Here is a 13,271-nt window from a genome sequence, read left to right as displayed (position 1 = left end):
ATAGTTCGACGCTCGACACCGAATGACGAAAGGGCCCCCCGGAGCGATCCGGGGGGCCTTTTTCGTTGCGGTCAGCGCCGCGTCTCGAAGGTCGGGATGACTAGGTCCGGGTCGACGTCCGAGGTGTCGATCGGCGAGGCGAGGGAAAGCCGCTGGTCGGTTAGACGCAGCGGGGGCGGAGACGGCCGCGCGGCCCGTGCCTGTGCCCGGCGATGGACCGCCTGGCCCGCGAACAGGGCGGCAGCTCCCGCCAGCGCGCCGGCGAAGAACAGCGAAAGACCGGCGAGCGCGCCCTCCCACCAGTTCGGCCGGGCGAGGGCGGAAACGCTTTCGGCCGCAGCCGGCCGCGACGGGGCTCGGGCCGTGGCGGGTTCTGGCAGGCGCATCAGGGTGCCGCCGCGCGCCATCAGCATCGGGACATTGGCGGCCGGCACGACGGCGTAGGCCCCCGGGCCGGTGCGCATCAGGGCGATGTCCTGATCCAGCAGGGCGGTGCCGAAATCCTGAAGCAGGGCCTCGTCGCCGTACCAGCCGTCGGCGCGGAAGGTGACCGGGCCGTCCACCGCCGGATCGACGGTCAGGTCGCGCGCCAGGGCCCCCACGACGACGTCCTGGGCGGCCTCGGGCGCCGGGGTGTCGGTGAAGCTGAAGACGTAGAACTGCAGCGGCTCGGCGGCCTGAGGCAGGACGGGGGCCGCCGCCCGCGCGGGGGCCGCATCGCTGAGCACGAGGCCGATCAGAAGGGCGATCACGAGACGCGGGGTCATGGAAGGGATCGATACCACCCTCTGTCCCTGGCGTCCCTTCACGACAGGACGATGAAATCGCGGGCTGATGGTCTAGTCTGGCGCGACTCGCGGGCCGTGACCCGCGTCTCGTGGAGACCGCCGTGGTCCAGGTTCCCGGCGCGGCGCGCAGAGCCGCCGCCTTTCGTCGAATGAGGGACGCCCGCTCCAGCGAGGTGGCGGAGGACTATGTCGAACTGGTCGGCGACCTGATCGCCGAGACGGGGCAGGCGCGGCTGACCGACCTCGCCGACTGCCTGGGCGTCGCGCCGGCCACGGCGGCCAAGGTCCTGCAGCGACTGCAGAGGGACGGGCTGGTCGAGACCCGGCCCTATCGATCCATCACCCTGACCGAGGCGGGCGAGCGGATGGCCGACGCCTCGCGCGACCGGCACCGGATCGTGCATGAGTTCCTGCTGGCGCTGGGCGTCACCGGAGAGACGGCGGAAGCCGACGCCGAGGGCATCGAGCACCATGTCAGCCCGGAAACTCTGCGCCTGTTCGAGGCCCTGACCGAACGGCTGCGCAAGGCGGGTTGAGCCGTCAGGGCAGGGGTATGGGGTCGGAAAAGCTGTCTGTCGGGATCAGCTGCAGCAGCTGGACCTGACGTCCGCCGCCCGGCTGTCCGAAGGCGGGGGCGGCGATGCCGACCTTCATCCGGGTGCCCGCCGGAACCGTGACGACGGAGTAGGCCTCCGCAATGTTCTCGGGCGGCAGGGCCAGGCTCTGGCGGACGCTGTCTCGGGAGGTGGGCGGTGTCGGCGAAAGCCAGGCCCCCAACCGGCTCGCGCCCCCGCCATAGGCGCGGTAGAAGATCATGACACGGTCGGTCTGGACCTCCTCGGCCGGACCCAGCCAGGCCTCGACCAGCACGGCCGGCGGCGGCGCATAGACGGCCGTGGGTGCCGACGGCGTGGCACAGGCCGCGAGCCCCAGCGTCAGGGCGACCGACAGCATGAGCACAGGGGCCATGAGCGCCCGGCGCGCGGCCGAGAAAGCCCGAGTGAGTCCAGTTGGCATGACGGTGTTCCCCCGCGCCGAAGCTACACCGCCGGCTCGCGGCGGCAAGTCGCAGATCGGCCGGGCTGTTCACAGACGCGATGCTGGCGCTAGGGTGACGGGACGCCGGTCCGGCGATGGGGAAATGCGATCATGAAGACGAGGATGATGCTGGCCGTGTCGGCGGCGGTGCTGGCGATGGCGAGCGCGGCGTTCGCCCAGACCTGGGGCGGTCCGGCGGCGGTGCTGCGCGACGAGACCCTGGCCAACAGCGTCATCCTGTGGGCCCCGGGCGTCGGTGCGGTCGAATGGACCCCGGCCGACGGCATCGACGGCATGCCCATCCTGCTGAAGGACAATATCGAGACCCGCGACATGCCCACGACCGCCGGCTCGCTGGCGCTGGCCGACAACGCGCCGGGCCGCGACGCGCCTCTGGTGGCCCGGCTGCGCGCGGCCGGGGCTGTGATCCTGGGCAAGGCCAACCTGTCGGAATGGGCCAATATCCGCTCGTCCAACTCGATCTCCGGCTGGAGCGCGGTCGGGGGGCTGACGGTCAACCCCTATGACCGGGCGCGCACGGCCTGTGGCTCGTCGTCCGGTTCGGCGGCGGCGGTGGCCACGGGCCTGGCTCCCGTGGCGATCGGCACCGAGACGGACGGCTCGATCACCTGCCCGGCCTCGGTCAACGGCGTGGTGGGCTTCAAGCCAACGGTGGGACTGGTCAGCCGCACCCACATCGTGCCGATCAGCCATTCGCAGGACACCGCCGGCCCTATCGCCATGGACGTGGCGACCGCCGCGACCGTGCTGAGCGCCATCGCCGGGTCCGATCCGGCCGATGTGGCGACCGCCGAGGCCGACACCCACGCCATCGACTTCCGCGCCGCGCTGGACGCCGATTCGCTGCGAGGCACCCGGCTGGGGGTGCTGCGCTATGGCGTGTCGAACTATTCCCCCGACACCCAGGCCGCCTTCGAGGCGGCGCTGGCGTCGCTGCGGGCTGCGGGGGCCGAACTGGTGGAGATCACCACCGCCCCGGCGATGCAGGGCCTCGGTCAGGCCGAGCTGATGGTGCTGATGTACGAACTCAAGGCCGATCTGAACGCCTATCTGGCCTCGACCGACGCGGCCCAGGTGCCGACGCGGACCCTGGCCGACGTCATCGCCTTCAACGAGGCCGAGCCGCGCGAGACGGTGCTGTTCGGCCAGGAACTGTTCGTCCAGGCCGAGGCGACCAGCGGGCTGGACAATCCCGAATACATCGCCGCGCGCGCCAACTCCCTGCGGATGGCGGGGCCGGAGGGCATCGACCGGATGCTGGCCGACAACGCGGTGGTCGCCCTGGTGGCGCCGTCCACCTCGCGCGCCTGGACCAACGACCGGGAAGACGACGACAACGGCCAGGGGTCGGCCAGCCGCCTGCCGGCGATCGCGGGCTATCCGCACCTGACCGTGCCGATGGGCATGGATCGCGGCATGCCCGTGGGGCTCAGCTTCATCGGGGCCAGGTGGGACGACGCCCGTATCCTGTCGCTGGGCTATGCCTACGAGCAGTCGAGCCCGCGCCCGCCCCGTCCCTGAGCCGCCGCGCCCCTAAACCATCCGCATCCAGAAGGAGGCGCCATAGAGGTTGATGTCGGCCATCTTGCCGGGCCTCAGCCGGGTGTTCGCCTGTGCCCGCAGCGCCGGGTCCAGGTGGGCGAACCAGCAGGGGAACAGGATCTCGAACCGCTCGGACCCGAACAGCAGCGCGGTGCCCAGCAGATACTGCTCGTTCCACAGTCGCGACAGGTGCCCCGAGATATAGTCGTACGGCAGGTAGATGTCGTGGATATGGACGATCACGCCCGGCTTCAGCCGCGGCAGGATTTCCATGAAGAAGACGGTGACGTCCGAGCCCTGGAAGCTGCGGTGCGAACTGTCCAGGAACAGGATGTCGTCGGCCTCCAGCGCGTCGAAGATCGACAGGTCGCAGTCTTCCAGCGGCGAACGGATGACCACGTCCACCATCTCGTCGATCTGGTTCCTCGGCTGGGGATCGATCGAGGTCATGTGGGTGCGCAGGCCGTATTTGTCGACCGCGCGCTTGGCGAACTTGGTGGAGACGCCGGAGCCGATCTCGATGAAGCGGGCCGGGTTCTCGCGCTTGAGGATCTGGGTCAGCACCATGCCGTCCAGCGGCGGGAACCAGCCGTTCAGCCACAGCGGGTTGCGCATCTCGTAGGTGCCGAAGGTCGGCACGTCTTCGTAATCGGAGATGCTGTCGCCGATCTCGTCGATCAGGGCGGCATAGCGATCGCGACCCTTTTCCAGGATGGCCGTCAGTTCGGGATGGGACGGGCGACCTTCGCCCTGGCGGACGATCGCCTTGTATTTGTAGTCCACGACGGTGAACGGATACTCGGCCCGCTCATGTGAGAAGGCCAGGACCGCGGGCATGGGCTTCAGGCCCGCGTGGGCCCGGTCGTGGGCGGCCTTGGCGCCCGGCGCGTCGCCGGCGATCTGAAGCGCGGCGGCCAGATCGTGCCAGGCCTTGCGGTTGTCGGGTTCGGCCTCGGTCGCCGTCCTAAGCGCGGCGATGCCTTCCTCGACCTTGCCCAGCTTGACCAGGCTGACGCCCCAGAGGTGGCGCGAGGCGACGTGGTCGGGCACCGCCTTCAGGATCCGCCCAAGGCTGATCTCGGCGTGGTTCAACAGGTGATACCGCAGCCATTCCGAGCCGGCGTCGAAGTCTTTCTTCTGGGCGGGGGTCAGGGTCTGGGACATGGTCGCCTTAAGGACGAGCCGGACCGCGTTGACAACCCTGTTCTTCGGCCCCGTCGCGATCAGTCGATGGCGCGGCAGTCGGAGGGTTCACGCCCGTCGGCCGTCCAGGTGGCCAGCAGGCCCTCGCCGCGCAGCTCATGGGCGCTGGCGCGGTACCAGATGCCGTCGACGGCCCGTTCCCTGTACAGATCGATCGCCTCGCCGCTGGAGTTCCGGACGGTGGCCATGTCGCGCGGGTTGTCGAAATCGACCGACAGGCGCTCGCCGTTGTCGCACAGATAGACGGTGCGGATGACCCGGTTCAGGGCCCGGTCCTGAACCTCCGCGCCGGTGCGCCGCCGCGCCGTCTGGGCGTCGATGGCCCGCTGGCGCACGGCCTCGCCGTCGGTCGGTGCCTCGCGCGGCTCAGGCCCGCAGGCGGACAGGGCCATCAGGGCGACCGGGGCCAGGACGACGGACGACAGAAACTTGAGCATCGAAAATCCCTAACAGCCAGGCTTGGCTAACGGGCCGGAGCGACCCCCGTTCCGCGCCGGGCACGGAAGAAGCCGCGCAGCAGATCGGAGGCCTCCGAGGCCAGGACGCCGCCCTCGATCGTGGGGCGATGATGCAGGGTCGGCTGTTCGAACAGGCGCGGTCCGTGGACGACCGCGCCGCCCTTGGGATCGTCGGCCCCCCAGACCACGCGACTGATCCGCGCGTGGCTGATCGCCCCCGCGCACATGGCGCACGGCTCCAGCGTGACATAGAGGGTCAGGCCCGTCAGGCGGTAGTTGCCGAGCGCGGCGGCGGCCCGGCGAATCGCCACGATCTCGGCATGGGCGGTGGGATCGTGGCCGGCGAGGGGGGCGTTGGCGCCCTCGGCGACGACGTCTCCGGTCGCCTCATTGACCAACACGGCCCCCACGGGAACCTCGCCCGCGTCCGCCGCCGCTTGCGCCAGGGCCAACGCCATGCGCATGAACCGCTCATCATGGCCCGCCATACCGACGACAACGACAAGAAGCCCAGGCCGCGTCAAGACCTGCGCGCGCACAAGCCGGGAGACCGGCCCAAGGGCGGCGCCTCGCGCCCCGGCTCGGCCTCGGCCGCCCGCTATGCGCCGATCGAGAAGGCGGCCGAGGGACGCGGCTCCGGCGGCGGCACCGGCCGCGCCTATCCGGCCGACAAAGGGGCCCGGCCCGAGCCGCGCGCGCCCAAGGCGCCTCGCGCGGGCGGCAAGCCCGGCGGCAAGGCCGGGGCCAAGGAGGCTCCCGCCGAGCCCAAGCGCACCGAACGGATCGCCAAGGCCATGGCGCGAGCGGGCATCGCCAGCCGCCGCGAGGTCGAGCGGCTGATCGGCCTGGGCAAGGTGGCGGTCAACGGCCGCATCCTGGACACGCCCGCCACCCTGGTGACCCGCGACGACGTCATTACGGTCGACGGCAAGCCGATCGCGGCGACCCAGGCGACGCGCGTCTGGCGCTACAACAAGCCGGTCGGCCTCCTGACCAGCCACAACGACCCGGCCGGACGGCCGACGGTGTTCGACGCGCTTCCCGCCGGCCTGCCGCGCGTCATCTCTGTCGGGCGGCTCGACATCAACACCGAGGGTCTGCTGCTCCTGACCAACGACGGCGAACTCAGCCGCGCACTGGAACTGCCGGACACGGCCCTGGTGCGTCAGTACCGGGCGCGGGCGAGGGGGCGGGTCACCCAGGCCGAACTGGACGCGTTGAAGGACGGGGTGACCGTTGACGGCATCCGGTACGGCCCCGTCGAGGCGACCATCGACAAAGCCAAGACCAACGAGGGCGGCGACCCTTCGGCGAACCTCTGGATCAGCGTCCAGATCACCGAGGGCAAGAACCGCGAGGTCAGGAAGGTGCTGGAATCGGTCGGCCTGACCGTCAACCGGCTGATCCGCCTGGCCTATGGCCCGTTCCAGCTGGGCACCCTGGCGGCGGGAGCGGTCGAGGAGGTCGGGCCCCGCGTCATCCGCGAACTGCTGGCCGCCCACATCCGCCCCGAGAACATGCCCCAGGGCAATACGGTGGAGACGCCGGCCCCCGTCCCCGGCCGCCGAACCGGCGCGCCCAAGGTGGTCGGCAAGTCCGGCTCGGCCATCGCAGACCCGTCGAGGAAGCCCAGCCGCGTCCGCGCCGCCGGCACCGCGACCGAGGAAGCCACCGCCCGCGCCGCGCGGCCTCCGAAGAAGACGGGCTGGGCCAAGGCCGCACCGCGCGATTTCAAGGCTGCGGCCGGCAAGAAGGCCTGGGCCCCGCGCGAGGGCGCCTCGGCGGACGGCGAGCGGCCCAAGCGCGCCTTCAAGCCGCGCGACGACAAGATGATCGGGCCGAAGTCCGCGACCTGGGCCCGCGACGCGGACAAGGCCAAGCGCGACTTCAAGCCTCGCGCCAGTGGCGGCGGCGGTAAGCCCGCCGGACGAACCGCACCAGGCGGTCCGAGGAAGCCGTCGGGTCCGCGCGGACCCCGCTCGGGCGGCTGATCCATGCGGATCGTCGCCGGCAAGCTGAAAGGTCGCGCCATCGTCGCGCCGGAGGGGCAGGGCACGCGCCCGACGTCCGACCGGGCGCGACAGGCCATCTTCAACGTGCTGGAACACGCCGCCTGGGCCGAGCCCCTGCAAAGCGCGCGGGTCATGGACCTGTTCGCCGGATCGGGCGCCCTGGGGTTCGAGGCCATGAGCCGGGGCGCGGCCTTCGCCCTGTTCGTCGAGACCGACGAGGACGCGCGCGGGGCCATCCGCGACAATGCCGACGCCTTCGGCATCATGGGGGCGACGCGTGTGCATCGACGCAGCGCCATCGACCTTGGCACCCGGCCCGGCTCGGACGGCGAGGCCTTCGACCTGGCGTTTCTGGATCCTCCGTACGGTAAGGGGCTGGGGGAACAAGCGCTGGCGCGGCTGATCGAGGGCAACTGGCTGACGCCCGGTGCGATCGTGGTGTTCGAACGCGGCTCCGACGAGCCGGAGATCGAGACGCCGGGCTATGAGCGGCTGGACGACCGTGACTATGGGGCCGCATGGGTGCTGTTCCTTCGGCGAACGCGCGACCGGGACTAGACTCGCCGGTCGGAAACCCGTGACCTGCGGCATCGTCAGCAGAACAGGCTATCACCATGTCGCTCAGCCTCATGCGCCGGACCGTCCTGTCCATGGTCGCCGTCGTCGCCTTCATCGGAGCGGGAGCGCAGGCGCGGCAGCACGAGGTGGTGGCCACGCCGCTGTCCGGTATTCCGCACGCGGTCGCCTATGCCACGCAGGGCGATACGCCCCGGCCGGTCGTCGTGATCCTGCATGGTGCCGAGGGCGGGACCGAAGCCGGGGACCGGTTCGGGCCGATCCTGGCACGGATGGGTTATGTCGGAGTGGCCATGCCCTACTATTCGCCCAATTGGGGCGACTTCGGTCCGCCGCCCGCCCAGCCGGAGCTCGCAGGCAGTTTCATCGACATCCGCATCGATCAGCTGGCGGCGCTGCGCGAGGCGCTGCGAGCGCTTCCCGCCGCCGACGTCGACCGGTTCGGATTGCTGGGCGCCTCCAAGGGCGCGGAGTTCGCCCTGATCGCGGGCAGCCGCTACGACTGGATCGACGCCATCGTCGCCTATGCGCCGACCGACGTGGTCTGGGAGGGCTGGGGTCTGGAGACCATCGAGGCCGAGGGCACGCGGTCGTCCTTTTCGTTTGAGGGCCGGCCCCTGGCCTGCATGCCCTATCGCGGTTTCGTCGAGGGTCTGCTGGCGGGACCCGGCAACGCCGATCTGCGCGCCATTCACGCCAACGGCCGCGCCGACCACCCCGAGCGCGAGGCCGAGGCCCGGATACCGGTCGAACGCTACGCGGGTTCGCTGATCCTGATCGCGGGCGAACGCGACGCCCAGTGGGATTCGGCCTCCGCTACCCGGGCCATCGCAGCGTCGCGGGCTCCCGCCGGGCTGGATACGACGGCGCTGATCTATCCTGACGCGGGCCACGACCTGGTTGGCGACGGCAGCCCGCGCGACGCCAGCCGCAGCGGCGGCACGCCCGAGGCCAATGCCGCCGCGCGCGCCGAGGCCTGGCCCCAGGTCGTCGCCTTCCTGGAGCGGACGCTGAAGCCATGACCTCGATCGACCGCCGCTCCCTTCTGATCGCCGCCGGAGCCGTCGCCCTTTCAGGCCCCGCGCGCGCCCAGGGCGGGTGGAACACGCGCGCCCCGCTCCCCTGGCCGGTGCAGGAGATCTATGCCGCCGTCTGGAACGGCCGGATCGTGACAGCGGGCGGGTTGGTGGGGCGACCGGGTGGCCAACCGCTGCATGTCGAGGACCGGGTCGGGCTCTACGATCCCGCCGCCGACGCCTGGAGCGAGGGGCCGGCGCTGCCCCAGCGCCGCCACCACCCGATGATGATCGGCGACGATGCGCTCGGCCTGTTCGCCGTCGGCGGCTATGGAGTCAGCCCGGCCGGGGAATGGACCGGCATGCGCGAGGTCTGGCGGCTGGACGGCGAGACCTGGGTCCGGGCCGCGTCCCTGCCGGAGCCGCAGGGCGAGGCGGTCGGGCTGGCGCACGGCGGGCGGCTGCATCTGGTCGGCGGGCGGTCTCCGGCCGGAGCGGCGAACGGGGGCTGGACCGATCAGGCCGATGTGGCGACCCACCGGGTGCTCGATCCGTCGGTCGGCGGCTGGCACGAGGCGCGCCCGGCCCCGACGGCGCGGAACAGCGCGGCCGGCGCGGTGCTGAACGGGGCGCTGTGGGTCGCAGGAGGGCGCACGGTGCGGGGCGGCGGGACCGGTCAGCTGGATCGCTATGACCCCGGCGAGGACCGCTGGGACACCCTGGCCCCCATTCCGCGCTCGACGGCGGCGGGCCAGCAGGTCGGCGGAGGTCTGGCCATGCTCGCGGTCGGCGGGAAACTGGTGGCCTTCGGCGGCGAGTGGTTCGCGCCCGGCGGGGGAGGCGTGTTCCGCGAGACCTGGATCTATGACCCGGCGACGGACGCCTGGACGGCGGGTCCGGACATGAAGACCCCGCGCCACGGCCTGGCGGCGGCGGCGGTCAGGGACACGGTCTACGCCATCGCGGGCGGGGCGGTGGTCTCGGGCGGGCAGGCGGTCGGCACTGTGGAGGCGTTGCGGCTCTGACGCCTCTCCCTCCCCGGAACGGGGAGGGTGGTCGGCGCGCAGCGGAGACCGGGTGGGGACGGCAAGGCAAGCCAGACTCTGACGTCGCCTGTGCATCGCCCGGCCGCCCCCACCCCGCCGCAGGGGGAGGAAGACGAGATCACCGCCGCCCGAACAGCTTCTCCAGATCCGCAAGCTTCAGCTCCACATAGGTCGGCCGGCCGTGGTTGCACTGGCCGCTGTGCGGGGTGGCCTCCATCTGCCTCAGCAGGGCGTTCATCTCCGGCGCGCTGAGCACGCGGCCGGCGCGGACGCTGCCGTGGCAGGCCATCGTCCCGCAGACCTCGCCCAGCCGTTCGGACAGGGCGAGCGCCGCGCCGTGTTCGGCCAGGTCGTCGGCGATGTCGCGGATCAGGCCCTGGACGTTGGTGTCGCCCAGCAGGGCCGGCGTCTCGCGCACCAGAACCGCCCCGCCGCCGAAGGGTTCGACGATCAGGCCCAGCTGCGCCAGTTCGTCGGCGCGGGCGATGACGCGGTCGGCCTCGGCGGGGTCGAGCTCGACGACCTCGGGGGTCAGGAGGGCCTGGCGGGTGACGGAGCCTTGCGCCATCTGGGCCTTCATCCGCTCGTAGACGAGGCGTTCGTGGGCGGCGTGCTGGTCGACCACGACGATGCCGTCGCGGGTCTGGGCGACGATGTAGGTGCCGTGGACCTGGGCCCGGGCGGCGCCCAGCGGCTGGTCGATGGGGTCGGCCGGGTTGGGCGCGCCGGACTGTTCGGGCCAGGCGGGAAAGCCGGGCGGCGGGCTCTCGACGCGGGCGCTCCTCTCCGACAGGCCGGGGATGTCCTGGTTGGCCGCCACAGGCCGGTCCCAGCCGGTCCAGCCGCTGAACCCGCCGGCGAATCCCTGCGACGCCTGGGACGAGGGGCTGAAGGCCGCGCCCGTGTGCGCCGTGAACCCCGCCATCACGCTGTCGGCGACGGTGGTCGAGGCGCGGTGGCCGGCGGCGGCGAGGGCGTGGCGGAGCGCGCCGACGATCAGGCCGCGCACCAGGGCGGGGTCGCGGAAGCGGACCTCGGCCTTGGCCGGATGCACGTTCACGTCGACGAACAGCGGGTCGATGTCGAGGAACAGCGCCGCCGCCGGATGCCGGTCGCGCGCCAGGAAGTCGGCGTAGGCGCCCCGCAGCGCCCCCTGCAGCAGGCGATCGCGCACCGGGCGGCCGTTGACGAACAGATACTGATGCGCGCCGTTGCCCCGGCTGTAGGTCGGCAGGCCCGCATAGCCGGACAGGCGAATGCCCTCGCGCGACTGGTCGATCAGGAGGGCGTTGGCCTCGAAGTCGCGACCCAGCAGGGCGGCGAGCCGCTTCAGCCGGCCCTCGTCGCCGGGGTGTTCGGCGGGCAGGCGCAGCACCGTGCGGCCATCGAGGTCGAGGGTGAAGGCGACCGCCTCGTGCGCCATGGCCTGGCGCTTGATCTCCTCGGAGATGGCCATGGCCTCGGCGCGCTCGGACTTCATGAACTTCAGCCGGGCCGGGGTGGCATAGAACAGGTCGCGCACCTCCACCCGCGCACCGTGGGGGCCGGGGAAGGCGGCGGGGGCGATCGGGCGCTGGTCGCCGCCCTCGACGGTGATCTGGTGGGCGTCGCCGCCGGCGCTGCGGCTGGTGATCGTCAGGCGGGCGACCGAGCCGATGGAGGGCAGGGCCTCGCCGCGAAAGCCCAGGGTGTGAATGCGCAGCAGGTCGACGTCGCCGGCGTCGTCGGGCTCCAGCTTGGAGGTGGCGTGGCGCTCGACCGCCAGCGCCAGCTGGTCCGGGGCCATGCCGTGGCCGTCGTCGGCGATCAGGATGCGCGACAGGCCCCCGCCGTCGGCCTGAATCTCGATGCGGCGCGCGCCCGCGTCCAGGGCGTTCTCGACCAGTTCCTTGATGGCGCTGGCCGGACGTTCGACCACCTCGCCGGCGGCGATGCGGTTGACGGTCTCGGGCGGGAGGCGGCGGATGGGCATGGGATTCGGCAGGGTAGCGCGTTGGTGCGCCCCGGCGAAGGGCGGGCCGCAGGCCGGCAAGAGGTTCTTCACAGCGGGCACGGCGGAAGGAAAGCCACGGAGAGCACAGCGGGACCCCGTGCGTGCACGCGACGATGCTCTCGCCGTGTTCGCCGTGATACGTTGTGATCGCTGTGATGAACCCCTTTCGGGGTTCGGCTCGGAGCCAAGACCATGACCACGATCCAGATGACCGAGCGTCAGAAGACATGGTTCGCCTCGCTGCAGGCGAACCTGGAGGCGCAGACCGGGCGGTCGCTGGACGCCTGGGTCGAGGTGCTGAAGGCCTGTCCGGAGACGGGCAGGAAGGCGCAGGCCGCCTGGCTGAAGGCGAACCACGGCCTGGGCATCAACCACGCCTCCACCGTCATCTCCGCCGCCGATCCGGGCGGGCTGGGCTGGGACGATCCCGACGGCCTGCGCGCGGCGTTGTGGAAGGATGCGGGCTCGCTGGCGATCCTGGAGGCGGTGGAGCGGATCGCGGCGGGCGTCGACGGCGTCGTCCCGACCCAGAGGAAGGGTTACACCGCCTGGAGCCGGTCCGTTCAGTTCGCCGCGATGCGCCCGCTGAAGGGCGGCCGGGCGTTGCTGGGCCTAAAGCTGGAGCCGGAGGCCTCGGCGCGGCTGTCGGCGGCGGTGAGGAAGGAAAGCTGGTCTGAGCGGCTGACGGCGGTGGTGGAGCTGGACGCCGCGGCGGCGGTGGACGGAGAGATCGCGCGGGTGTTCGCGGCGGCGGCGGAGCGGGGGTAGGGCGTGATCTCGCTACAACCCTCACCCAATGGAGGTGGAGGCGCGCAAAAAAACGACACAGATGTCACCTATTAGAATAGATCACTTGCTCGCTGCACAGGCTTTCTACTAAGTCGATGGTTATGGAAGCTACGATCTCACTTCAGGCCGGAACGACAGGGCTGCCACCAGCCCCTGAAGCGGTTCCAACTACGATCAAGGATAAGTGGCAGGGAGCGGTCACCCAGGGGTCAGGCTTTGTGGCCGTTCCAGTTGCCCTGCTGCGCTTGCAAACAAGGTATCGTCTGAGCCCAACCGAAATGCTGGTGCTGATCAATTTGCTGGCGCACTGGTGGGATCCCGCACGCGCCGTGTTTCCCCGCTCGACTACGATTGCCAAGCGCATGGGGATCGACACTCGCACTGTGCAGAGGGCCACCTCCAAGATGGAGAAAGCTGGGCTGATTACGCGCGGAATCGACGCAGACGGTCGTCGCGTCTTCAGCTTCGAAGGACTGGTCGCCAAACTGGTCCGTGATGTTCCTGTCGCCTACTCGGCTCAGGCGCAGGAAACCCACGGGTCCTAGCGCGGATGATCCGGCTCCCGACCCTAAGGCCTCGGCAACCAGCCCCTCTAGAACTAGGGAACGAGGAAGCTGCGCCTTCTAAGCGGTGGGCCGGACGAGTCGACGTCAAGGTCGATGTCGCAGCATGCATTCGCAATGGCCTTGGAGGTTTGACCCTCCTCATCTTGGCCATTGCAACTCTCGTGAACCCTGACCACCCACCCATTCCGCTCGCAGCAGAAACAATTTCGGGGATGATGGCGAG

14 protein-coding genes are annotated in these 13,271 nt (G+C 71.0%); 8 read left to right on the top strand and 6 right to left on the bottom strand.

Translation table 11 applies throughout. The features are described 5' to 3' along the window. Positions 1–71 precede the first annotated feature (71 nt). Positions 72–767, bottom strand: a complete 696-nt coding sequence (locus tag ABN401_RS11980) for a hypothetical protein (RefSeq protein ID WP_349685083.1) — start codon at positions 765–767, stop codon at positions 72–74. 122 nt (positions 768–889) lie between these two features. Here ABN401_RS11980 and mntR point away from each other — a divergent pair, with 122 nt between their 5' ends. Then, positions 890–1,324: a manganese-binding transcriptional regulator MntR gene (mntR, locus tag ABN401_RS11975; protein ID WP_349685082.1), complete on the top strand. Its 435-nt coding sequence runs from the start codon at positions 890–892 to the stop codon at positions 1,322–1,324. 4 nt (positions 1,325–1,328) lie between these two features. On the opposite strand, the gene ABN401_RS11970 is transcribed toward mntR, so the two are convergent. Next, complete coding sequence (locus tag ABN401_RS11970; protein WP_349685081.1) at positions 1,329–1,757, bottom strand: glycohydrolase toxin TNT-related protein; 429 nt, start codon at positions 1,755–1,757, stop codon at positions 1,329–1,331. 180 nt (positions 1,758–1,937) lie between these two features. Between ABN401_RS11970 and ABN401_RS11965 the strand changes: the two genes are divergently transcribed. Further along, positions 1,938–3,368 carry an amidase gene (locus ABN401_RS11965; protein WP_349685080.1) on the top strand — a complete coding sequence of 477 codons (1,431 nt, stop codon included), beginning with the start codon at positions 1,938–1,940 and terminating at the stop codon, positions 3,366–3,368. A 12-nt stretch (positions 3,369–3,380) separates the two neighbouring features. Here the strand turns inward: ABN401_RS11965 and ABN401_RS11960 are convergent, their stop codons facing one another. The 3 genes from ABN401_RS11960 to tadA are packed head-to-tail and all read right to left on the bottom strand — an operon-like array spanning position 3,381 to position 5,514. Beyond that, entirely contained in the window at positions 3,381–4,553 is a 1,173-nt protein-coding gene (locus ABN401_RS11960) for a class I SAM-dependent methyltransferase (protein ID WP_349685079.1), read from the bottom strand. 59 nt (positions 4,554–4,612) lie between these two features. After that, positions 4,613–5,029: an MliC family protein gene (locus ABN401_RS11955; RefSeq protein ID WP_349685078.1), complete on the bottom strand. Its 417-nt coding sequence runs from the start codon at positions 5,027–5,029 to the stop codon at positions 4,613–4,615. A gap of 26 nt (positions 5,030–5,055) precedes the next feature. After that, on the bottom strand, positions 5,056–5,514 hold the full coding sequence (gene tadA / locus ABN401_RS11950; protein WP_349685077.1) for a tRNA adenosine(34) deaminase TadA: 459 nt from the start codon (positions 5,512–5,514) through the stop codon (positions 5,056–5,058). Between the two features lie 12 nt (positions 5,515–5,526). On the opposite strand from tadA, the gene ABN401_RS11945 reads away from it, so the two are divergent. From ABN401_RS11945 to ABN401_RS11930, 4 genes are read left to right on the top strand one after another with little or no spacing between them, the layout of a single operon-like run. Further along, on the top strand, positions 5,527–7,041 hold the full coding sequence (locus ABN401_RS11945) for a pseudouridine synthase (protein WP_349685076.1): 1,515 nt from the start codon (positions 5,527–5,529) through the stop codon (positions 7,039–7,041). A 3-nt stretch (positions 7,042–7,044) separates the two neighbouring features. Then, positions 7,045–7,620, top strand: a complete 576-nt coding sequence (rsmD, locus tag ABN401_RS11940; RefSeq protein ID WP_349685075.1) for a 16S rRNA (guanine(966)-N(2))-methyltransferase RsmD — start codon at positions 7,045–7,047, stop codon at positions 7,618–7,620. Between the two features lie 56 nt (positions 7,621–7,676). Further along, a complete protein-coding gene (locus tag ABN401_RS11935) occupies positions 7,677–8,660 on the top strand; it encodes a dienelactone hydrolase family protein (RefSeq protein ID WP_349685074.1) in 984 nt (327 codons plus the stop codon). After that, entirely contained in the window at positions 8,657–9,679 is a 1,023-nt protein-coding gene (locus ABN401_RS11930) for a Kelch repeat-containing protein (RefSeq protein ID WP_349685073.1), read from the top strand. Before ABN401_RS11935 ends, ABN401_RS11930 begins: the two co-directional genes overlap by 4 nt. Positions 9,680–9,818: 139 nt before the next feature. On the opposite strand, the gene mutL is transcribed toward ABN401_RS11930, so the two are convergent. Beyond that, positions 9,819–11,672, bottom strand: coding sequence for a DNA mismatch repair endonuclease MutL (gene mutL, locus ABN401_RS11925; protein WP_349685072.1), 1,854 nt, complete (start codon positions 11,670–11,672; stop codon positions 9,819–9,821). Between the two features lie 213 nt (positions 11,673–11,885). Here mutL and ABN401_RS11920 point away from each other — a divergent pair, with 213 nt between their 5' ends. Continuing rightward, positions 11,886–12,461 (top strand): DUF4287 domain-containing protein, encoded by a 576-nt coding sequence (locus ABN401_RS11920; RefSeq protein WP_349685071.1) that lies wholly within the window; start codon positions 11,886–11,888, stop codon positions 12,459–12,461. Positions 12,462–12,577: 116 nt separating this feature from the next. Continuing rightward, positions 12,578–13,027 (top strand): helix-turn-helix domain-containing protein, encoded by a 450-nt coding sequence (locus ABN401_RS11915; protein WP_349685070.1) that lies wholly within the window; start codon positions 12,578–12,580, stop codon positions 13,025–13,027. The last annotated feature ends 244 nt before the right edge of the window (positions 13,028–13,271 follow it).

The sequence above is a fragment of the Brevundimonas aurifodinae genome, from assembly GCF_040195595.1.
Taxonomy (GTDB): Bacteria; Pseudomonadota; Alphaproteobacteria; order Caulobacterales; family Caulobacteraceae; genus Brevundimonas; species Brevundimonas aurifodinae.
This window is presented reverse-complemented; position numbering and strand designations above follow the sequence as displayed.

What these genes read in the sequence shown, in the direction of transcription:
- ABN401_RS11980 (WP_349685083.1), bottom strand. Translation starts at nt 767, where the DNA reads ATGACCCCGCGTCTCGTGATCGCCCTTCTGATCGGCCTCGTGCTCAGC.
- ABN401_RS11970 (WP_349685081.1), bottom strand. Translation starts at nt 1,757, where the DNA reads ATGGCCCCTGTGCTCATGCTGTCGGTCGCCCTGACGCTGGGGCTCGCG.
- ABN401_RS11965 (WP_349685080.1), top strand. Translation starts at nt 1,938, where the DNA reads ATGAAGACGAGGATGATGCTGGCCGTGTCGGCGGCGGTGCTGGCGATG.
- ABN401_RS11960 (WP_349685079.1), bottom strand. Translation starts at nt 4,553, where the DNA reads ATGTCCCAGACCCTGACCCCCGCCCAGAAGAAAGACTTCGACGCCGGC.
- ABN401_RS11955 (WP_349685078.1), bottom strand. Translation starts at nt 5,029, where the DNA reads ATGCTCAAGTTTCTGTCGTCCGTCGTCCTGGCCCCGGTCGCCCTGATG.
- tadA (WP_349685077.1), bottom strand. Translation starts at nt 5,514, where the DNA reads ATGCGCATGGCGTTGGCCCTGGCGCAAGCGGCGGCGGACGCGGGCGAG.
- ABN401_RS11945 (WP_349685076.1), top strand. Translation starts at nt 5,527, where the DNA reads ATGGCCCGCCATACCGACGACAACGACAAGAAGCCCAGGCCGCGTCAA.
- rsmD (WP_349685075.1), top strand. Translation starts at nt 7,045, where the DNA reads ATGCGGATCGTCGCCGGCAAGCTGAAAGGTCGCGCCATCGTCGCGCCG.
- ABN401_RS11935 (WP_349685074.1), top strand. Translation starts at nt 7,677, where the DNA reads ATGTCGCTCAGCCTCATGCGCCGGACCGTCCTGTCCATGGTCGCCGTC.
- ABN401_RS11930 (WP_349685073.1), top strand. Translation starts at nt 8,657, where the DNA reads ATGACCTCGATCGACCGCCGCTCCCTTCTGATCGCCGCCGGAGCCGTC.
- mutL (WP_349685072.1), bottom strand. Translation starts at nt 11,672, where the DNA reads ATGCCCATCCGCCGCCTCCCGCCCGAGACCGTCAACCGCATCGCCGCC.
- ABN401_RS11920 (WP_349685071.1), top strand. Translation starts at nt 11,886, where the DNA reads ATGACCACGATCCAGATGACCGAGCGTCAGAAGACATGGTTCGCCTCG.
- ABN401_RS11915 (WP_349685070.1), top strand. Translation starts at nt 12,578, where the DNA reads ATGGTTATGGAAGCTACGATCTCACTTCAGGCCGGAACGACAGGGCTG.